Source organism: Acidisphaera sp. S103, assembly GCF_009765975.1.
Taxonomy (GTDB): domain Bacteria; phylum Pseudomonadota; class Alphaproteobacteria; order Acetobacterales; family Acetobacteraceae; genus Rhodopila.
Genome location: NZ_LMUJ01000031.1, coordinates 158,375 through 178,099, shown reverse-complemented (window position 1 = coordinate 178,099; position 19,725 = coordinate 158,375). Strand labels below are relative to the sequence as shown.

At 64.7% G+C, this 19,725-nt stretch carries 17 protein-coding genes and 1 pseudogene; 8 read left to right on the top strand and 10 right to left on the bottom strand.

The annotated features are described in order from the left end of the window. The 4 genes from GSQ89_RS05340 to GSQ89_RS05325 all read left to right on the top strand — a co-directional run. A partial coding sequence (locus tag GSQ89_RS05340) for a benzoyl-CoA-dihydrodiol lyase (protein WP_158922762.1) occupies positions 1 to 1,235 on the top strand: 1,235 nt, incomplete at its 5' end. Between the two features lie 14 nt (positions 1,236 to 1,249). After that, complete coding sequence (gene boxB, locus GSQ89_RS05335; protein ID WP_158922760.1) at positions 1,250 to 2,698, top strand: benzoyl-CoA 2,3-epoxidase subunit BoxB; 1,449 nt, start codon at positions 1,250 to 1,252, stop codon at positions 2,696 to 2,698. A 62-nt stretch (positions 2,699 to 2,760) separates the two neighbouring features. After that, the gene (locus GSQ89_RS05330; RefSeq protein ID WP_158922758.1) at positions 2,761 to 3,870 is read left to right on the top strand and encodes an amidohydrolase family protein; all 1,110 of its coding nucleotides are present in this window, start codon (positions 2,761 to 2,763) and stop codon (positions 3,868 to 3,870) included. Between the two features lie 63 nt (positions 3,871 to 3,933). Continuing rightward, positions 3,934 to 5,130, top strand: a complete 1,197-nt coding sequence (locus tag GSQ89_RS05325; RefSeq protein ID WP_158922756.1) for an LLM class flavin-dependent oxidoreductase — start codon at positions 3,934 to 3,936, stop codon at positions 5,128 to 5,130. A 38-nt stretch (positions 5,131 to 5,168) separates the two neighbouring features. Here the strand turns inward: GSQ89_RS05325 and GSQ89_RS05320 are convergent, their stop codons facing one another. Further along, positions 5,169 to 7,652, bottom strand: coding sequence for a bifunctional acetate--CoA ligase family protein/GNAT family N-acetyltransferase (locus tag GSQ89_RS05320; protein ID WP_158922754.1), 2,484 nt, complete (start codon positions 7,650 to 7,652; stop codon positions 5,169 to 5,171). Positions 7,653 to 7,815: 163 nt separating this feature from the next. Between GSQ89_RS05320 and GSQ89_RS05315 the strand changes: the two genes are divergently transcribed. Together GSQ89_RS05315 and GSQ89_RS05310 are read left to right on the top strand one after the other, a co-directional pair. After that, a complete protein-coding gene (locus GSQ89_RS05315; protein ID WP_254073083.1) occupies positions 7,816 to 8,742 on the top strand; it encodes an alpha/beta hydrolase in 927 nt (308 codons plus the stop codon). Between the two features lie 162 nt (positions 8,743 to 8,904). Further along, positions 8,905 to 9,567 carry a tyrosine-protein phosphatase gene (locus GSQ89_RS05310; protein ID WP_158923062.1) on the top strand — a complete coding sequence of 221 codons (663 nt, stop codon included), beginning with the start codon at positions 8,905 to 8,907 and terminating at the stop codon, positions 9,565 to 9,567. A 13-nt stretch (positions 9,568 to 9,580) separates the two neighbouring features. Here GSQ89_RS05310 and GSQ89_RS05305 read toward each other — a convergent pair whose 3' ends face one another. From GSQ89_RS05305 to GSQ89_RS05295, 3 genes are all read right to left on the bottom strand, one after another. Beyond that, complete coding sequence (locus GSQ89_RS05305; RefSeq protein WP_158922750.1) at positions 9,581 to 10,147, bottom strand: hypothetical protein; 567 nt, start codon at positions 10,145 to 10,147, stop codon at positions 9,581 to 9,583. Beyond that, positions 10,144 to 10,497 carry a hypothetical protein gene (locus GSQ89_RS05300; protein WP_158922748.1) on the bottom strand — a complete coding sequence of 118 codons (354 nt, stop codon included), beginning with the start codon at positions 10,495 to 10,497 and terminating at the stop codon, positions 10,144 to 10,146. The genes GSQ89_RS05305 and GSQ89_RS05300 overlap by 4 nt, the downstream gene beginning before the upstream one ends. Positions 10,498 to 10,805: 308 nt before the next feature. After that, positions 10,806 to 12,092 carry an FHA domain-containing protein gene (locus GSQ89_RS05295; protein ID WP_158922746.1) on the bottom strand — a complete coding sequence of 429 codons (1,287 nt, stop codon included), beginning with the start codon at positions 12,090 to 12,092 and terminating at the stop codon, positions 10,806 to 10,808. A 304-nt stretch (positions 12,093 to 12,396) separates the two neighbouring features. Between GSQ89_RS05295 and GSQ89_RS05290 the strand changes: the two genes are divergently transcribed. Next, on the top strand, positions 12,397 to 12,762 hold the full coding sequence (locus GSQ89_RS05290) for a flavin reductase family protein (protein WP_158922744.1): 366 nt from the start codon (positions 12,397 to 12,399) through the stop codon (positions 12,760 to 12,762). Positions 12,763 to 12,893: 131 nt separating this feature from the next. Here the strand turns inward: GSQ89_RS05290 and GSQ89_RS05285 are convergent, their stop codons facing one another. Both GSQ89_RS05285 and hemC read right to left on the bottom strand, forming a co-directional pair. Then, positions 12,894 to 13,136: a hypothetical protein gene (locus GSQ89_RS05285; protein WP_158922742.1), complete on the bottom strand. Its 243-nt coding sequence runs from the start codon at positions 13,134 to 13,136 to the stop codon at positions 12,894 to 12,896. A gap of 54 nt (positions 13,137 to 13,190) precedes the next feature. Continuing rightward, positions 13,191 to 14,120 (bottom strand): hydroxymethylbilane synthase, encoded by a 930-nt coding sequence (hemC, locus tag GSQ89_RS05280; protein WP_158922740.1) that lies wholly within the window; start codon positions 14,118 to 14,120, stop codon positions 13,191 to 13,193. Positions 14,121 to 14,272: 152 nt separating this feature from the next. On the opposite strand from hemC, the gene GSQ89_RS05275 reads away from it, so the two are divergent. Further along, positions 14,273 to 14,758: an SRPBCC family protein gene (locus GSQ89_RS05275; RefSeq protein ID WP_158922738.1), complete on the top strand. Its 486-nt coding sequence runs from the start codon at positions 14,273 to 14,275 to the stop codon at positions 14,756 to 14,758. A gap of 117 nt (positions 14,759 to 14,875) precedes the next feature. On the opposite strand, the gene pgm is transcribed toward GSQ89_RS05275, so the two are convergent. From pgm to GSQ89_RS39025, 4 genes and pseudogenes are all read right to left on the bottom strand, one after another. After that, positions 14,876 to 16,540: a phosphoglucomutase (alpha-D-glucose-1,6-bisphosphate-dependent) gene (gene pgm / locus GSQ89_RS05270; protein ID WP_158922736.1), complete on the bottom strand. Its 1,665-nt coding sequence runs from the start codon at positions 16,538 to 16,540 to the stop codon at positions 14,876 to 14,878. Between the two features lie 101 nt (positions 16,541 to 16,641). Further along, positions 16,642 to 18,348, bottom strand: a complete 1,707-nt coding sequence (locus GSQ89_RS05265; RefSeq protein ID WP_158922734.1) for a methyl-accepting chemotaxis protein — start codon at positions 18,346 to 18,348, stop codon at positions 16,642 to 16,644. 95 nt (positions 18,349 to 18,443) lie between these two features. Beyond that, complete coding sequence (locus GSQ89_RS05260) at positions 18,444 to 19,346, bottom strand: LLM class F420-dependent oxidoreductase (RefSeq protein ID WP_158922732.1); 903 nt, start codon at positions 19,344 to 19,346, stop codon at positions 18,444 to 18,446. A gap of 22 nt (positions 19,347 to 19,368) precedes the next feature. Further along, positions 19,369 to 19,725 (bottom strand): annotated as a pseudogene (locus tag GSQ89_RS39025) (glucose-6-phosphate dehydrogenase); the annotation flags it as partial.

Genomic DNA, 19,725 nt, shown 5'->3' with positions numbered 1-19,725 from the left:
GCGCGGCGGGCGGCGGGTATGAACTGGCGGTGACCGCCGACCACATCATGCTGATCGACGACCGCCGTTCGTCCGTTTCCCTGCCGGAGCTTCCGCTGCTTGCCGTGCTGCCCGGCACCGGCGGCCTGACGCGCCTGACCGACAAGCGCCGGGTGCGCCGTGACCGCGCCGACATCTTCTGCACCGCCGAGGAAGGCGTGCGTGGCAAGCGCGCCGTCGAATGGCGGCTGGTGGATGAGGTCGTTCCGCCCTCGGCATGGGAGGCGAAGGTGACCGAACGCGCCCTGGAACTCGCGGCACGATCCGATCGGGATGGGGTCAAGGGGGTTTCGCTGACTCCGCTGGACCGGACGATCGCCGGCGACGCGATCGCCTATCCGCATGTCCAGATCACGCTGGATCGTGGCGCACGCACCGCCACGATCACCATCCTCGGGCCGTCCGACGTGCCCGGCGACTTGCGCGGCCTCCACGACAGCGGCACCGCGTTCTGGCCGCTGGCGATGGCGCGCGAACTGGACGACGCACTGCTGCATCTGCGGCTGAACGAGCCATCCATCGGCCTGATCGTCTTCCGTTCCGTTGGCGATCCGGCTCAGGTGCTGGCCGCCGACAGCCTGCTGGAGCAATACCAGACCGACTGGCTGGTCCGCGAAATCCGTCTGCTGTTGAAACGCGTGTTCAAGCGGGTCGACATGATGGCGCGCAGCCTGATCGCGCTGATCGACCCCGAAAGCTGCTTCGCCGGTTCGCTCGCCGAAATCGTGTTCGCCGCCGACCGTTCGGTGATGTTCGCCGGCGGGACCGCGACGCTGCATCTGTCGGCGCTGAATTTCTCCGCGTTCCCGATGGGCAACGGGATGTCTCGCCTCGCCAACCGTTTTTACGGCGAACCAGAGTCGCTCGACGCCGCCGCCGTGCTGATCGGTGAGACGCTGGATGCCGAAACCGCGGAACAGCATGGCCTCGTGACGTTCGCCTACGACGAAACCGACTGGGACGACGAAGTACGCCTGATCCTGGAGGAACGCGCGTCGTTCTCACCCGATGCGCTGACCGGCCTGGAAGCCAATCTCCGCTTTGCCGGTCCCGAAACGATGGAAACCCGAATCTTCGGGCGCCTGACCGCATGGCAGAACTGGATCTTCCAGCGGCCGAACGCGGTGGGCGAAAGCGGATCGCTGAAACGCTACGGGTCCGGCGTGCGGCCGGACTTCAATACTGAACGCGTCTGAAAGGATACCCTCCCATGCCAGACGGCAGCCAGATCGATTACGACGGCCTGATTCCGAACAATGTCGGCCTCGCCGACGACCTCCGGGTGCGAAAAGCACTGGAAACCTGGCATCCCGGCTACATCGACTGGTGGAAGTCGATGGGTCCGGAGGGATTCCAGGACTTCCCGGTCTATCTGCGCACCGCTGTCGGCGTCGGCAGCGACGGCTGGGCCAAATATGGCTTCGTGCGGATGCCGGAATATCGGTGGGGCATCCTGTTAGCGCCCGTGGTTGAAGGGCGGACCATTCCGTTCGGTGCCCATAAAGGCGAGCCAGCCTGGCAGGAAGTTCCCGGCGAATATCGCGCCATGCTGCGGCGTTTGCTGGTCATCCAGGGCGACACCGAACCGGCCTCGGTCGAGCAGCAGCGTCACCTCGGGGCCACCGCACCATCATTGTATGACATGCGCAACCTGTTCCAGGTCAATGTCGAGGAAGGCCGCCATCTCTGGGCGATGGTCTATCTGCTGCAGAAATACTTCGGCCGTGACGGACGGGAAGAAGCCGACGACCTGCTGCGCCGCCGCTCCGGTCACGAAGATACGCCGCGTATGCTGGGGGCATTCAACGAACGGACTCCCGATTGGCTGTCGTTCTTCATGTTCACCTTCTTCACCGACCGCGACGGCAAGATGCAGTTGGCGGCGCTGGCACAGTCCGGTTTCGACCCGCTGTCACGCACCTGCCGCTTCATGCTGACGGAAGAAGCCCACCACATGTTCGTTGGCGAAACCGGCGTCAGCCGCGTGCTGCAACGCACGGCGGAGGCGATGAAGGAAGCCGGCATCGACGATCCCTACGATATCGAACGCGTGCGGGCACTGGGCGTAATCGATCTGCCGACGATCCAGAAAAAGGCCAACCTGCATTTCTCGCTGACACTCGACCTGTTCGGTAACGAAATCAGCACCAATGCCGCGAATGCCTTCAATGCCGGGCTGAAAGGCCGTTACCGCGAGGACAAGATCGAGGACGATCACCGCCTGACCGCGTCAGTCTATCCCGTGCTGCGGCCACGCGACGGCGCGATCGTCAACGAAGACGTCCCGGCCCTGTCCGCCCTAAACATGCGGCTGCGCGACGACTACGTCGAAGATGCCGCCGCCGGTGTGGTGCGCTGGAATCGTGTGCTGGAACGGGCGGGGACCACGTTCCGCATCACCCTGCCGCATGTCGCCTTCAACCGTCGCATCGGTGAGTTCAGCACAATCCATACTGATACCAACGGCGCCATCCTCAGTACCGAGGAATGGCATGTTCGGCGGGAATCGATGCTGCCCTCCGTCGGCGACAACCTGTTCATCACCAGCCTGATGCGCGCGTCGCTGCAACCCGGTGTCTACGCGGGCTGGATCGCCCCGCCGCGCCTCGGTGTCGACAACATGCCGGGCGATTTCGAGTACGTGCGGCTGGAGAACTGACGCACGGTAGCCATCACCCCCGGTTCGCCGCTATCCTGACCGACAGCCAGGGAGCGGCCGCCATGACCATCGATGTCGCCAAGCCAACCGAACAGCCCGCCGGGACGTCGCGCCTGGCCATCGCCGACTGCGACATCCACCAGTCGCCGAAGCTGGGGATGAAGGGGCTGTATCCGTATCTGGAAAAGCGCTGGCAGGATCACTTGGAGATGTTCGGCCCGCTGCCTCGGCAGGCGTTCGAGGCGGGGCCGGCCTATCCCAAGAGCCAGCCGGATGCGTCGCGACGAGATGCCTGGCCACCCAATGGTGGCCGTCCGGGCAGCGACCTGGCATTCATGCGCACCCACCATCTCGATCCGCACAATATCACGCTGGGCGTGCTGAACATGATCCGCCCGCATCCCGGCGGGTTCCAGAACGGTTATCTGGCGGACGCACTGTGCCAGGCGATGAACCGCTGGCAGGTGGCAGAATGGACGCAGCCGGAGCCTCGACTGAAAGGCTCGATCCTGGTGCCGTATGAGGACGGTGAGGCCTCAGCGGCGGAAATCGAACGCTGGGCCGGGCACTCCGACTACGTGCAAGTCCTGCTGCTGAGCCGCACCGCCGAACCCGCCGGCCAGAAGCGTTACTGGCCGATTTACCGCGCGGCATCGGAGGCCGGGTTGCCGGTCGGTATCCACGCGTTCGGTTTCGGCGGCTATCCGGTCTCGGGCGGCGGCTGGCCGTCATTCTATATCGAGGACATGGTCGGTCACGCCCAATCCTGCCAGACGATGCTGAGCAGCATGGTGTTGGAAGGGATATTCGAACGGTTTCCAAAACTGAAGATCGTGGTGGTGGAGGCCGGGTTCGCCTGGCTGCCGTCATTGGCGTGGCGTCTGGACAAATTGTGGCACCGGCTGCGGGCCGAGCTGCCGCATCTGAAGCGCCCGCCATCAGAATACATCCGCGATCACATCTGGCTGACGACTCAACCGATGGAAGAACCAGCGGTGAAATCCCAGGCGCTGGACGCCATCGATTGGATCGGCTGGGACAAGCTGCTGTTCGCGACCGACTATCCGCATTGGGACTACGACGATCCCGCGCATGTGTTACCAGCCGGGGTCGATCCGGAACGGCGCCGCGATTTCTTCCTAAACAACGCTCGGGCGGTTTACGGCGTTTAAGCGTCTAACTTGCCAACCCCGTCCGTCCGCCTACTATCCGGTAGGGACGGAGGAACGACGGCAATGATCACGAAGTTTGACAGCCTTTTCGCGGGCCATACGGACGTCGAAGACATCGGCTACGGCGGCATTCCGATCAATGACCGGCGGTATGACAATGCGCATCTGTCGACCGCACTGTCGAAGGCAGAGCACATCGCCCAGAAGATGGATGGGCTTGGTTACTCGACCTTCTGGATGGCGGAACACCACTTCCAGCGCGAAGGAACCGAGTGCATCCCCAACGTGCTGCTGATGGCGTTGCACCTGACGCATCTGACCAAGAACATCAACATCGGCTGCGGCTTCAACGTGACCCCGATGTGGCATCCGCTGCGCCTCGCCGAGGATTACGCGATGGCTGATATCCTGTCGCATGGCCGCGTCGTGTTCGGTGTCGCGCGCGGGTACCACACGCGGGAAGTTGAAACGTTCGGCTCACCGCTGATCGACCAGGAAGCCAATCGCGAGTTGTTCGAGGAACAGGTCGACATTATCTTCAAGTCGTTCAACGAAGAGTCGTTCTCGCACAAGGGCAAGCACTACACGCTGCCGCCGGAAGTGCCGTATCGCGGCTATACGTTGAAGGAACTGACCCTGGTGCCCCGGCCCGCTCGTTTGCCGGTGGAATGCTGGCAGCCGATCCAGGGTGGATCGGAACGGGCGCTGGCATTCATGGCGAAACACGGCATCCAAGGCATGGTCGGCGGCGGATCGGCCGAGGGCGGCGCGATGCACGGCGTCGTGCTGAAATGGCAGGCTGAGCATGCCAAGATCGGCAAGCATATCGATCTGGGCGAGCGGCTTTGCTTCGGCTTCCATTTCTACATGGGCGACAGCAAGGAACAGTGCATCCGCGATGCGGCGAAATATTACGAAGAAAACATGAAGATGTTCGGTGAGCTACGGCTGAATCGAGCGATGACGGATGAGCAGATCGAGATTATGCGGGATCCGAAGAAGGCGCCGACGGCGAAGCTGCCGCGGATCGAGGATGCGGTGAAATCCGGCGGGTTCCTGACCGGGTCGGCCAACGAGATCATCGATCACCTGAAGGCGCTGGAAAAAGCCTATCCTGGACTGGATCGGATCTCGATCAGCCCGTCTCTCGGCGTGCCGGAGGCGGTGATCCTGGAACAGGTGGAGCGGTTCGCCAAAGAGGTGATGCCGGCGTTCAAAGGGTCTAGGGTCGAGGTGAAAGAAACAGCCCTGGCGAAATGAAGCTAATGGTGCCTCGCCGCGCAATCGACGAGGCCCCATTACAGCACCAGCTTCGCCTCCATGACCTCCGGATCGTCCGCCATGCGATGAACGCTGAAGCCCTGATGCCGGATGAATGCCAGCATCGGCTGGTTATCCGCCAGTATCTGGCCCACCACCTCGGCAAGGCCACGCGTCCGGGCCCAGGCGATCAGCCGTTGCATCAGATGCGAGGCGAGGCCGCGGCCTTTCATGTCCGCCTGCACGATCACCGCGAACTCGCCCGATCGCCCGTCCGAATCGCAGGCCAGCCTGGCGACGCCCACCGTGTCGCCGGTCGTTTCGTCGATCGCGATGAACGCCATTTCCCGGTCGTAGTCGATTTGGGTCAACCGAGCAGTCTGTTCCGGCGACAGTTCACGCATCGCACTGAAGAAACGAAAGCGGATATCCTGCGGCGAGAGTCGATGGAAGAACGCCATATGTTCGGCCGCGTCTTCCGGCCGGATCGGGCGAATGGTCATGCGATCCGGCCCGATCAGCCGGTGTTCCGTCAGTTCGACCGGATAGGGGGCGATGGCCAACCCAACAGGCGGCTCATCCGCCCCACGTAGCCGCAGCCAGGCATCAGCGGCCAGCACGCCGCCGGCGTCGACGAATAGCGACGGCACGTCCAGTTCGGCGATCTCGGGGAAATCGACGATCAACTGGCTGATCCGCACCAGCGTCTGCGCCACTGCATCGCCGCTGGCCGGTGCTCGGTCGCGCAGCAGACGCCCCAGCATGGCGCCGTTACGGCAGCGCTGGATCAGGCCCTTGGCCAATGCCAGGTTCAAGGGCGGCAGATCGACGGCCCGGTCGTGCAAGGCCGCCTCGGTGCCGCCGCGACCGAACGTGATCACCGGCCCGAACGTCGCATCGTCCACCACGCGCACCGCGACCTCCCGCGCTTGGCCGACAAAGCGCTGCACCAACAATTCGCCGGTGGAACCCCACCGCTGGGCACGCGCGGACAGCAATCCGGCAGCAGCCGTCACCTGGGCGGCGTCGTGCAGGTCCAACACCAGGTCACCGAACGGCCGATCCGCCGGTGCCGTGCTGTCACGCAGTTTCACTACCACGGGAAAGCCCAGCAGGGCGGCCACACCGGCAGCATCCGGCGCGCCGGCGGCAAACCGTGTGGGCACGATGGGAATACCGTAGGCGGACAGGATGCCGAGCGCCTCGTTCTGCGTCAGGGTCAGGCGGCCTTGGGCACGCGTCGCGGCGAAACAGCTTCGCACAAGCGCCTGTTCGGGGGCCAGATCGAGCACCGTGCTGGGCGGCAGTTCGCGGGCGGCCTCGCGGTTACGGTGGTCGCGCACCAGATGCTCGAAGCCTTGAACAGCCTGGTCGGGGGTGGCGAAGACCGGCAGGCCGGCATGGGCGAGCGTCAGCCGATGCGGCGCACCGGTCGTCTCGCCCATCGCGCAGACCAGCACCGGGGCATGCAACGCCGCTTGCGGCACCGCCAGGGCGGCGATGGTTGCCGCGTCATCCGGACCTTGGGGCGTATGGACGACCAGGACGCCGCCGATATCGGGCCGGGCGGCAATTTCGAACGCGGTCGCGGCCAGGTTGGTGGACCCGGCATGCAGCACGCCGTGGTCGGGGGCGGCATCGGGCAGCAGATCGAGGCCCTCCCGCAGCACGGCATCCGCGGCGAGCCGGCCCGGCTCGATCGCGTTGCTGACAATCGCCAAAGTGCCGCAACGCGCGGGCTTAGCGCGGGACAGAGTACCAGCCGCCGCCAGCAGATCCTCCAGCCGCTTGACGTAAAGCACGCCGGCTCGGCGCAACGCGGCCTCGAACATCAGATCGGAGTCACCGTCGTCCAGCAGCCGCAAGCCGGGGCGGATCGCGACCACCGGGCGCAGTTTGGCCGCGGCGCGGGCGGCGGACAAAAACCGGCGATGATCCTTGATGCGGCGGATGTCCAACAGGATGACGCCGGTGCCGGGGTCGCGGGACAGCCAGTCCAGGGTGATGCCGAAGCCGATATCGGCGTTGCCGCCCAGGCCGACGATATGGCTGAACCCCACACCGTTGGGCTCCGCCCAGTCGATCACTGCGCGGCTGAGGGCCGAGGATTGGCAAATCAAGGCCAACCGGCCCGCCGGCGGCGGGATGTGGGATCGTGTCGCATTCAGATTCAGGCGAGGAACCGCCAGACCGCAGGAATAGGGCCCCAGGACCCGGACTCCCGTACGGGCCGCATGGTCGGCCAAGCCGTCAGCCGCCCCGGGGACGATGGCCGCAAAGCAATTGGCCCGCGCCAGTTCGGTCATCGTGGGGCCAATCTGGTCCGGTGGCATCGCCAGGACCGCCAGGGCGGTGTTGTCGGTTACGCTCGTGTGGATGGCGCCCTTGAAGCCGCCCATCACCAGGTTGGCCATGATCCGCGACCCCACCTCGGTTTCGGCCCCGATCACGGCGACGGACGCCGGATGGAACAAGGCAGCCGGATCGAAGCGGCCGGCGGTGTTGAAGCGGGGAACCGTCATCTGTGTCTGATCATGTTGCCTCGCGGCATAAGGGGTGCGGCAGCGACCGCGGCAAGTTGCAATTCGACGCCACGTGCCGTTGCATAGCAGGCAGATGCCCCAAGGGGATCAACAAGCGAGGGGGTTAAGAAGAATGTCGGATCGATCACGCTGGGACCCGGAAATGGCCGCGTTCACCGCGGAACAGGAGAAAGCGGCGGCCGCTTATCCGCCGGTAAAGGTGGAACTGCCGCTGGCGCCACACAGGAAGGTGAACGATCTGCTCGGCCTGCGAACGGCGGTGGGTGGGCCGGTGATGGCGGAAACGACCGAGCGCTTCGTGCATGCCCATGGGCGGCGGATCTTCTGCCGGGTATTCCGGCCGGTGACGGATCGGGTCATCCCGACACTGATCTACTTCCACGGCGGCGGCTGGGTGTGGGCAAATGTCGACACCCACGACCGGATGACGCGAGAATACGCGGCGGCCGGCCCGGTCGCCGTGGTCAGCGTGGACTATTCACTGTCGCCGGAAGCAAAATTCCCTCGGGCGCTGGAAGAATGTGCCGAGGTGGTACGGTTCGTCGCCGAACACGGCGCGGACTGGGGATTGGACCCAAAGCGCATTTTCGTCGGCGGGGATTCGGCGGGTGGCAACCTGGCCCTGGCGACGGCCCTGCTGCTGCGGGACTCCGGCGGCCCGGCTCTGGCCGGTGTGCTGGCGAACTACCCGGTCAGCGACTCGCGGTTCGACACACCAAGCTATCGGGAGTTCGGGACAGGCGGGTACGGGCTGAGCACGGAACGGATGGCGTTCTACTGGAGCGTCTACGTGCCACACGATATCGACCGGCTGCACCCGCTGGCAGCGCCGTTACGGGCGGATCTCACTGGATTGCCTCCGGTGATGGTGCTGCTGGCGGAACTGGATGTGCTGCGGTCGGAAGGCGAGGCGCTGGTGGCGAAACTGCGTGCGTCCGGCGTAGCGGTGGAGACGGAGACGTTCGCCGGCACCGTCCACGGCTTCCTGCGCGCGACCGGCGCGGTGCAGAAGGCCAGGGATGCGGTGGCGATGGCAGGGGCATGGATGACGCGGGTGGCTGAAGGATAATCCCCCGCGGCACCCGCTGACGGTCGGACCAGCAACCAGGGACGGCGTGACCGGTGGCCAGGAACGCGGGTCCCACCACACAGCGCTGGTTGCCCGTCGCGCCCGGTCATGACCATATGTGCCGCCATTCCCAAAGGTCCGGCCCACACACGAATGAACTCTATTTTCAACGGCGACCTCAGCACCACCAAAGGCCGCGTCGTGGCCTGGATCGACTCGCTGTTCATCGACCACGCCCTGTTCCGCCTGGTCTGGGGCAATCTGGCTCCGGTCGTGCCCGGCAAGATCTATCGCTGCAATCACCCGACGCCGCCCCGCCTGCGCCGGATGGTGCGACGGCTGGGGCTCCGGACCCTGATCAACCTGCGCGGCAAGACCCAAAGCGGATCGGATGCGTTGTCGCGGGAAGCGGCGCGCGAACTCGGCCTGGATTTCCACGACATGGCGCTGGAAAGCCGCGGCGCCCCGCAGCGCGACCGGATCCTGCGTCTGTACGGCATCTACACATCCATGCCGACGCCGGCGATCATGCACTGCAAGTCAGGCGCCGACCGGGCGGGATTGGCCGCCGGGCTGATGGTGATGTTCGAGGGCGGCACCTCGGCCGACGCCCTGCGCCAACTATCCTGGCGTTTCGGGCACATCAAGCAGGCGAGCACCGGCATCCTGGATGCGTTCTTCTTGCGCTACCGCCATGAAGGCGAAGGCCGCAAGCCGTTCCTGGATTGGGTGCGGGACGATTACGATGCGGCCGGGCTGCGACGGGATTTCCACGCCAACGGCCTGGCCAGCTTCGTCAGCGACTGGGTGCTCGCACACGAATAGCCCAGCAGCCGCCTCAACTCATGACCCCGCGGCGCGCGGCGGCCATTGCCATGCATTCACCCATCGCGCTGGTTGCCCGGCTGGACCCGATCAGGCTGACCGTCCAGCGCGCGCCACCGAAATCGGCCTCCATCTTCATCCCGTTCATGAACTCCTCAAGGAAGTCCGTGGTCAGGTTCCGCACGACCAGCGTCTTCGCGTCGAGGGCCACGGCCCGGCCGTGATACACCTCGCCATCGACGGTGATGGTCACCCGGGCCTCGCCATCCGCCGGCATGGTCCAGGCGGGATCGTAGGCCATCATATGCACCTCTTCACCCACGACCATCAGCCGCAGTTCGGCCCCATTGGTCATCTGCGTGCTGACGCCGCAGATCGCCTCGCCGTCGCTGCCGGTGTCGGATACAGTCGTCCAATAGCCGTACTGGCCGACCGCCTCCGCGGCGTTCACCGGGGCGCTGCCGGCGAGTTCCAGGCCGATGATCGTCACGGCGTTGACGGCGAGGTTCTTCAACCAGGTGAGCTTGCGCATTGTCAGGTGTCCCGTCTCTGAGAGTGTCGCGATGAGGAAGTTGCTCATGGCCGCGCCGATCCATCGGTCAGCGTGTATTGGGTGACCGAGCAGATATCGCCGTCGTGGCGGACGACGCTGGTTCCGTCGATGAAACGGGTCTTCAGGTCGAACCGGCAATAGGAGGAACCGTCGTCCAGGTTGATCCGCAGATGCTTGCCCGGCGGCAGCATGGCAGTGCCGAGGACATCGGCCTGCCAGCTATCGGAGCCGATGTTGGAAGCATAGAAGCTGACGATCGCCAGATGAGAGTCGTTTACGATCTCGACATACCGATCGTGGCTCTTGGCTGAACTTGTCACGCTGACAGCGAATAAAGCGGCGCCTGTCAGGATGGTCATCTTTGTTACGTTGAACATGTCTGAATCCCCCGCTGCTTCTGCTATTGCGATCTGGAGAAAGGATTTCGTCCGTTCTCTCGGGGATTTTAATATCCGTGCCGAATACATTAATAAACGGTAAATGTCGTAAGATAATCCTGTCGTAAACTGACCACTTTACTTCGAGTTTATTGTCCGACTTTTATCTGGAATGACTTGACCCGGATTTCCAGAAACGTCGCCGCCGGATCGCACCGAATTTCCTGGTTTGTTCCAGCGTCGGTCCCACGCCTTGAATGGGGAAAGGAAAGGCCTGGATGTCGAATTGGCGGGGGGACGACCGCGCGCTATCGCCCCGCCTGCAGGCCTCGGCTGTGCCGGGTGTCTTCGATGTCACCCGGTGCCGCGGCGGCGCTTTCCCGATGGTACTCCAGCACATAGGACCCGACCTGCAGCCGGTCGCCGGCTTTCAACGGCGTGATCGCCTTGATCCGTCGGTCATTCAGGAATGTGCCGTTCGTCGAGTTCAGGTCGCTGACGGCGATACCCGACCCATCCGCGACGATACGGCAATGAGTCCGCGAGATATCGGCCCCGTTCAGCACCAGATCGCTGGGTGGCGTGCGCCCGATCGTCAAAGGCGGTTGGACCGGTATGCGACGTTCGTTGCCCCGTGGCGCGACAATCTGCAGAAGATGATGAATTTCCGGTGCGGCGGCTCCCGCCGGGCGATGCCGGACCGTCACCGTCAGGTCGCCGATATCGTTGTCGATCGGCAATCCCGCCGCTGGCGCCCCTCGGCCGGACAGTGCGTCCAGTATCGCCGGCAACCGCTCCGCCGTGCGGCCGAGCGCGAGGTGGATTTCCTTGATCGCAACGGCGGAGACCGCGACGTGCAGCGCCTTGCCCGGCATCCTTTGGAACAGCCCGACGTCCAGCAGATAAGCGATGTGATCCCGCGTCGTCTGCAGGGTCTGGCCGGTCAGTTGCAGCAGTTGCGCGGCCAACCGGTCGGCCAGGATACCGTCCTTCCCGGCCTGCGAACCGTGCGATTCATAATACCAACGGACGGCATTGTGCAGCAGGTTCCAATGCGAGGAAGAGATCAAATGCCGTTTCGCGTCCATGCGCCGGGCGGGGGAAAGGCGGCCGGACTCGAAGACCCGGTCCACCGCGACGGCCCATTGTTCGGTGTGAATGTCCAAAGGTTGTAGCAGCAGGGCTCGATGATCCGCCGAAAGTTCGTCCAATGACGGCGCCGGCAACACCGTGCCGAACACTTTGCCGACCTCCGACAACGGCTGCGCGAAGGCCCGCAAATGGGCGTCGAATTTGTCCAGCAGGCTTCGGGTCGGTGTGGCGATGGTGCGGGCATAGATCTGGCCGGTCGGATCCAGGTCGCACAAACCGTCCTGGTTGATCGACAGCAGCCGCTCTTTCACCGTCGCGTCATCGAGCAGGAAAATCTGCTTGGCCAGGCCATAGAGTTCGCCGACGGGCGCGCCGTTGCGGCCGCGCATGCACAGATGGTGGACGATATGCCATTCCGCCCGGCGCGACAGCGCGGGAAAATGCGAAAACCAAATGTCCTGATACGCCTGGAGCAGACGCAGAACTTCAGGCTCATGCGGCATCAGGCACTCCGCTCGCCCTGCCGGAAAACGGGGACATCAGACGCGCGGGCTCCACGGCGCCAGGACCGGGCCGCAGCATCGCATCGCGGCAGTAGAGATGTGGCCCATAAGCGTGTCTCCGCCTGACGGGGGGCGTTCCGTCTTCCAGTCTTCAGCATGGACCGGATCGACAGTGAGAGCAACGATGGCGCCGAGGGACAATAAAACCACGTGTGATACAGTCGCTGCTGTCAGCCAGCGGTGTTTCTCTATCGCGTGATGCTGCTGGATATACAGCCACCGCGGGCGCCACTTTCAGCCGTTGGTGGTGGTCGGCATCAAGGCCGATTCCGGCGTGCACACCGTGGTGAAGGGTACCGGCAAGTTCGCACTGAATATGCTCGGCAAAGAGCACAAGGGGATGGCCTTCACCTTCTTCAAACCCGCCAAGGTTGAGGACGGGAAACTATCCGGCCAGGCATTCCATGCCGGCACCAACGGCACGCCCATTCTGGATGACGCCATCGCCGCGGTGGAATGTTCGGTGCGGCAGATTGTCGAACTGGGCGACCATCACATTGTGATCGCCGAAGTGACCGAGGCGACCGTGATGAAGCCCCCGGCCGGCCGCGCCGATGCGGCGATTCTGGAAATGAAGGACCTGGGCGACAACGTCTATTACGATGGCTAATCCACCACTGGGACCGATTCTTGATTCGCCATGGCCCGGCGTCAGTCCGTGCCATCTGCCCCAGCAAGGTGCTGGATCAGACGGCACGGACGTGGCTGGTCCAGCGACGAAGCTGATGCGTCACGTCACCCTCATCGCTGCTGATCGTGCTGCTGATCTTGTTGTTGGTCCGCCTGCCTCTGCTTTTCCTTCTCGGCCGCCATATGATGCCCGACCGCACAGCCGCCCGCGGCACCGAGCGCACCGTGGTGAGCCATGTGACCGGCGACGCCGCCGACGATGGCACCCTTGATGCAGCCTTTGGCGTGGGCCGGGACGGCCGCGCCGGCGATCAGGGCAAGGCAGGCGGCGGCCGATAGAATGTGTCGTTTCATGCGGAACCTCGTGTTGCGTCGGGCTGTAACGCAGGGTCCCGCGACCGGTTGCGCCTACCCGAACAGATCGGCTGGCGACCCGGCACGCAGGATGGCCCCCAGCTCCTGACCGATACGGTCTGCGTCGGCGGATCGGCCCCGTAACGAGCGCCGCAGCAGGAACGATCCGTCGGCGCGGGCGACCATGCCTGCCAGGGACAGGCCGCCGTCCGGCAGCAGGCGCGCATAAGCACCGATCGGCGTACGGCAGGACCCGTCAAGCGTCGCGAGCATCGCCCGTTCGGCAGTGGCGGCAATGCGGGATGCGGCGTCCTCGATCGCGGTGAGACGCGCCCGCAGTGCCATATCGCCGGTTCGGACGGTAATGCCGACGATACCCTGGGCGGCGGCCGGCAGCATGAGGTCCGGATCGAGCACGATCGCGTTAGGGATCGTCATGTCCAGCCGCCGCAGCCCGGCCAACGCGAGCAGGCTTGCCTGGCATTGACCTTCGCGCAGTTTCCGCAACCGCGTTTGCACGTTGCCGCGGATCGAGGTGACATGCAGATCGGGGCGCGCATGCAGCAACTGCGCCTGACGGCGGACGGAGGACGTGCCGACCAACGCGCCATGCGGCAGGGCGGCCAGCGGATCGGCGAGGTCCGGCGCTCCACAGGCATCCCCCAGGATCAGGACGTCGCGCGCGTCTTCCCGCGTCAGCACGCAGCCAAGCATGACCCCCGGAGGCAGTTCGGTTTCCAGGTCCTTCAGGCTGTGGACGGCACAATCGACACGGCCATCGAGCAAGGCTTCGTGGATTTCCTTGGCGAACAGGCCCTTGCCGCCGATATCGGCCAGCGGACGGTCCTGCACGGCGTCGCCGGTGGTGGCGATGACGGTTTCCTGGCCCTCTCCCGAACCGAGATGGCGCAAGAAAATGCGGGTCTGCACCAGCGCCAGCGGGGAGCCTCTTGTACCGACGCGGAGGGGTGGGGCAACGTTCATGTTCGCTGTTTACCACCTGCACGCCTGGCCGGAAGGGGCGGCGTTCGGATCGGACGCCCTGGTAACCCGGATGCCAAAGCACGATGTGGGGGGTTCGTCGTGCCGCCGTATCCTACACCGGCCTCTCCGACCCCGACCGCGTGAGGTGACCGATGGCAAAATCCTTTTACAGCACGGTTCTCGATCATACCGCCGACGACGTCTGGTCGTTCATTCGATCGTTTGGCGACTATGCCTGGGCCGGCGTGGAAAGCGAGACGATCATCGAGGATGGCAAGGCCGGCGACCAGGTCGGTGCCATCCGGCGTGTCCAGATCGGCGGCCGGGTGATCCGGCAGCAATTGCTGGCGCATTCGGATATCGACCAGTTCTATACCTACGCCTTTCTCGAACCCGCGCCGGTGCGCAACTACCAGGCCACCATCCAAATCGTGCCGGTGGTCGAAAGTGGTCAGGCGTTCGTGCAATGGTGGGCCACGTTCGACTGCGCCGAAGACGCGCTGTCGCATTGGACGAACTTCTTCGCGCATGAGGGCTTCGCAACGTGGCTGGCGTCACTACGCACTGTCATGGCAGACCGACGCCAGCAATTTGTCGTGGACCAGCACCGGCGATTCGTCATGGACCAGCGCCAGTGATTCCGTCATGGACCGGCGAAGTCCGGTCCATCTGATCCAGCACCTTACCGTGGCAGATGATCCGGACTTCGCCGGCCCACGACGAAGCTGAAGCCTCAACGTGAACGGCCGTCGACGTCAGCCACCAGGATTCACCGCCGCAAACAGCCTCGATATCGCGTCCTGAGCGTCCTGCTGGATAGCCCGCAGGTGATCCTCGTCACGGAAGCTTTCGGCGTAGATCTTGTAAACATCCTCCGTGCCGGACGGGCGCGCGGCGAACCAACCGTTCCCGGTCGTGACCTTGATGCCGCCGAACGACGCGCCATTACCCGGAGCGGCGGTCAGCGTCGCGGTGACCGGTTCGCCGGCGAGCATCTTCAGGCCAAGCTGGTCCGGTGTAGCCTTCTTCAGCACATCCTTTTGTTGCACAGTCGCCGCCGCGTCGATACGGGCATAGAACGGAACGCCCAGTTCATCGGTCAAACGACTGTAGGTTTCACCCGGGTCGCGTCCGGTCACCGCGGTGATCTCGGCCGCCAGCAGGCCCGGAATGATCCCGTCCTTGTCGGTGCTCCAGACCGATCCATCACGTCGAAGGAACGACGCACCGGCGCTCTCCTCACCGGCGAAGCCTAGCGAACCGCCGATCAGGCCGTCGACGAACCATTTGAATCCGACAGGCACTTCGATCAGCTTGCAGCCCATCCTGGCCGCCACGCGATCGATGATACCGCTGCTGACGATGGTTTTGCCCACCCCCGGGCCGCCGGTCCAGCCGGGACGGTTGCCGAACAGATACGATATGGCTGTGGCGAGGTAATGATTGGGGTTCATCAGCCCGCTCGACCGGGTCACGATGCCGTGCCGGTCCGCATCGGTATCGTTCGCGAACGCGATGTCGAACGTGTCGCGCATGCCGATCAGCCGAGCCATCGCGTAGGACGAGGAGCAATCCATGCGGATTTTTCCATCCCAATCGGCGGTCATGAACCGGAATGTCGGGTCGATCGCGTCACTGACGACTGTCGCGGCCAGACCGTAACGTTCGATGATCGGCTGCCAGTAATGGACGGAAGCGCCCCCCAACGGATCGATCCCGATCTTCACACCCGACGACCGGATCGCGTCCATATCGATAACATTGCCCAGGTCGGCGACGTAGGGACCGATGTAGTCATGGCGATGAACGTTGGAGGCCGCCAGGGCGCGGTCGTACGGCATGCGCCGCAGGCCTTCCAGGCCGCTTTCCAGCAATGCGTTCGCGGCGCGCTCGATCCAGGTCGTTACGTCGGTATCGGCCGGGCCGCCATTGGGTGGATTGTATTTGAAACCACCGTCCCGGGGCGGGTTATGCGACGGCGTGATGACAATCCCGTCAGCGAGACTGCTCTGACGATTCCGGTTGTAGGTCAGGATCGCGTGCGAGATGACAGGGGTCGGTGTATAGCCGTCATGCGCGTCGATCATCGTTGCGACACCGTTGGCGGCGAAGACTTCCACCGCGCTGGCCAAAGCGGGTTCGGACAATGCGTGGGTGTCGATGCCGATGAACAGCGGCCCGGTGATGCCGGCGCGCGTGCGATGCTGGCAGATGGCCTGGCTGATCGCCAGGATATGAGCCTCATTGAACGCATTGTCGAAAGCGGACCCACGGTGTCCCGACGTGCCGAACGACACGCGCTGCGAGGGAACCGCCGGGTCAGGCTTGTTGGCGAAATACGCCGTGATCAGCCGCGGCACGTTGACGAGCAGCGATGAATCGAGCGTCTGGCCGGCGTGCGGGCTTACCTGGTTCGCCAACGGCGTTCTCCCTGTACAGGCCGATGCCGGGTCAGGCGGGCCGGGATGGTGCGTCGCGGCGTTTTCGCACGAACCAGCCGTTGTGGCGAGTAACGCCCACTTCAACCCATCGCGGTCCGCACCGCTCGGATCACCGAATCGCGCAGTTCTTCCACCGCCTGGCCAAGCGCGGCGGTGTTGTCGCGCACCTCGGTGGCACAGCGGCCGGTATCGACGGCCTCGGCCATGACTTCCTTGGTGCGGCCAGTCATTTCGCTCGCCGCGGCGGCGGTCTCGCTGACGGTGCGGGCGATTTCCGCCGTCGCCGCGCCCTGCTGCTCCACCGCCGCGGCGATGGACCCGGCGATCGTGTCGATTTCGGTGATTGTCTGCTCGATCCGGGTAACCGCCGCGACCGATACGCCGGTGGCGGAGCGGATCTGATCGATGTGGCGCGCGATTTCCTGCGTCGATCGGGCGGTCTGCGTCGCCAGCGCCTTCACCTCGGACGCGACCACCGCAAACCCCTTGCCGGCATCCCCGGCGCGAGCCGCCTCGATCGTCGCGTTCAGCGCCAGCAGATTGGTTTTGCCGGCAATCTCGTTGATCATGTCGGCCACAGCGCCGATCCGCTCGACCTCCTGGTTCAGCGCATCCATGGTGGAGCGGGCCTCGGTGCCAGCGGTCACCGCGCGCTGTACCACCGCGGAGGACCGGTTCATCTGGCCGCCGATCTCACGGATCGATCCGGCCAGTTGTTCCGCGGCGCCGGCGACGGTCTGGACATTGGCCAGGGCGCTGGCCGACGCGGCGGCGGCCTCCCGCGCCGAAGCACCGGTGCGTTCGGCGGAGGCGCTCATGCTATCGGCGGTTGCCTCCATGGCGGTGGTGCGAGCACCGATCTGCCGCAGCGCCACGCCGGTTTCGGTTTCGATGGTGTCGGCCATGCTGATGAGGGCGGCGCGCTTCGCTGCTTCCTGCTGGCCGCGTTCCGCCTTCCGTTCGGCCGAGAGCCGGCTCTCCCGGGCCATGTGATCCTTGAACACCAGGACGGCGCGCGCCATTTCGCCCACCTCATCGCGGCGATCGGCACCGGCGACGGGCGCATCGTGGTCGCCGGCGCTGAGTGCCGCCATGCGAGTTTTGAGGGCAGACAGCGGCTTCATGATGCCGCGCGCGACCATCCATGTCAGGCCGGCCGAACACAGCAGCAGGACGCCGATCACCATGCCGGCGGTGTGGGTCATCCGCCAGAACGTGTCGTCGATATCGCTCATATACTCGGCGGAGGCGATCATCAGGTGCCAGGGCGCGAAGCCACGGACATAGGCGATCTTTTCCAGCGGGACCTTGGAGTTGCCGCGCGGAAACGCGTACTGGATGGTGCCCTGGCCGCCGTCACGTGCGAGGTCCAGCATCTTCGCCGCGAAAGGACGGCCGTTGGAATCGCGCAGGCCATGCACATCCTTGCCGAGAAGCGCGGGGTTGCCGGTGTTGACCACACAGAGGCCGGTTTCAGTATCGTAGATGAACAGGTAATTCGTGTGGCCCTCATACCAGATGGCGTTCGCCGCGGCCTTGAACCTGGCTTGTGCTTCCGCCTCGGTCATGGTGCCGGCCCGGGCGGCCTGCTGGAAGCTGTCGGCGATCCCCCATGCGGCATCCACCACGGCCTGCGCCCGAGCAGTCCGTTCCGCGGTCAGTTCGCCCTTGGCGATCACCAGGATGGTGGCGGCTACAAACACCATGAACAGCACGCCGGCGGCAGCCACCGCCGTCAGCTTGGCCGCGATCGACCGATGGGCGAAGCTGCCCAGCACCTTTCTCATTCCGGGATCCTTCAGACCGGGCAGCGGCGCTCGGTATGGATTGTTTCAGACCCCGGAGGCTGTAACGAAAACTTCTTAACAAACGCCTAATGGGTCTACAGCAGGTCGGCAACCGCATCCCAGTATCGCCGGATGGCAGCGATATGATCCTTCAGCGACCGTCCGGCGATGCGGCGCAGGTGCCCACGCCCGGAATACGTCGCCAGGGTCAGGTCGGTGACGCCGCAGGACTTCCAGAATCGGACTGTGTCCCGCCATTCGGCCTCGCCGCCGATGCCGGCGGTTACCCTTGTGTCGATGCCGATGCTGGCCGCGTCGCGGCCTGCCGCGTCCGCCTGGACACGCATCTTGTCGAACGCCACCCTGGCCTCGTCCCCCGGCCCGTACGCCATCGGCATCCAGCCGTCGCCTGATTTCACGACGCGCCCGACGGTGACATCGGCATGGCCGCCGAACCAGATCGGGATCGCACGCCGGGGTGGCAGCGGGTTGATCCCAGCATCCTCGATCGTGTGGTACTTGCCGCGGAAGGTGACGTGCGGTTCGGCCCACAACGCCTTCATGACCGCGATCTGCTCCTCCGACCGGCGTCCTCGATTGTGGAAATCTTCGTTAAGACCGGTGAATTCCACCGCGTTCCAACCGATGCCAACGCCCAACCGCAGGCGCCCACCGCACAGCACATCGACGCAGGCGGCCTGTTTCGCCACCAGCACGGCCTGGCGCTGCGCCAGGATCAGCACCTGGGTAGAAAACCCGATCGCCCTGGTGCAGCCGGCGAGGAAGCCGAACACCACGAACGGGTCCTGGAACAGATCGGCCGAGGTGTTGCGGTCACCCCAGTCCGGCCGGCTGGCGACGTTCACCCCCAGGACGTGATCCGGGACGGACAGGTCGTGGTAGCCGATGTCCTCGGCGGCCTGCGCGAAGTCGCGGATGGCGTTAGGGTCACCGCCAACGGCGGAGTCGATCACCGGTATAGCCACGCCGAGTTTCATGTTGGTTGTTCCTTTGGCTCGCCTACGTCATTTCCTCATGCCACGTCCGCCCATCGCGCTCGATCAGCGCGATGGCCGCCGTCGGCCCCCAGCTTCCGGCCGGATACGGGCGCGGGTGGTCCGGCCGAGCGGCCCAGGCTTCCAGGATGGGTTCGACCCACGTCCAGGCAGCCTCGACTTCGTCATGGCGCATGAACAGGGTCGGGTTGCCGCGCACCGTGTCCATCAGCAGCCGCTCATACGCATCAGGGAAGCGTTTGCCGAAGGTCTTCTCAAAGCTGATGTCCAGACCGGTCGGCGACAGCCGCAGCCCACCGGGACCGGGGTCCTTGGTCATCATCTCCAGCCGCATGCCTTCCTCGGGTTGCAGACGGATGAT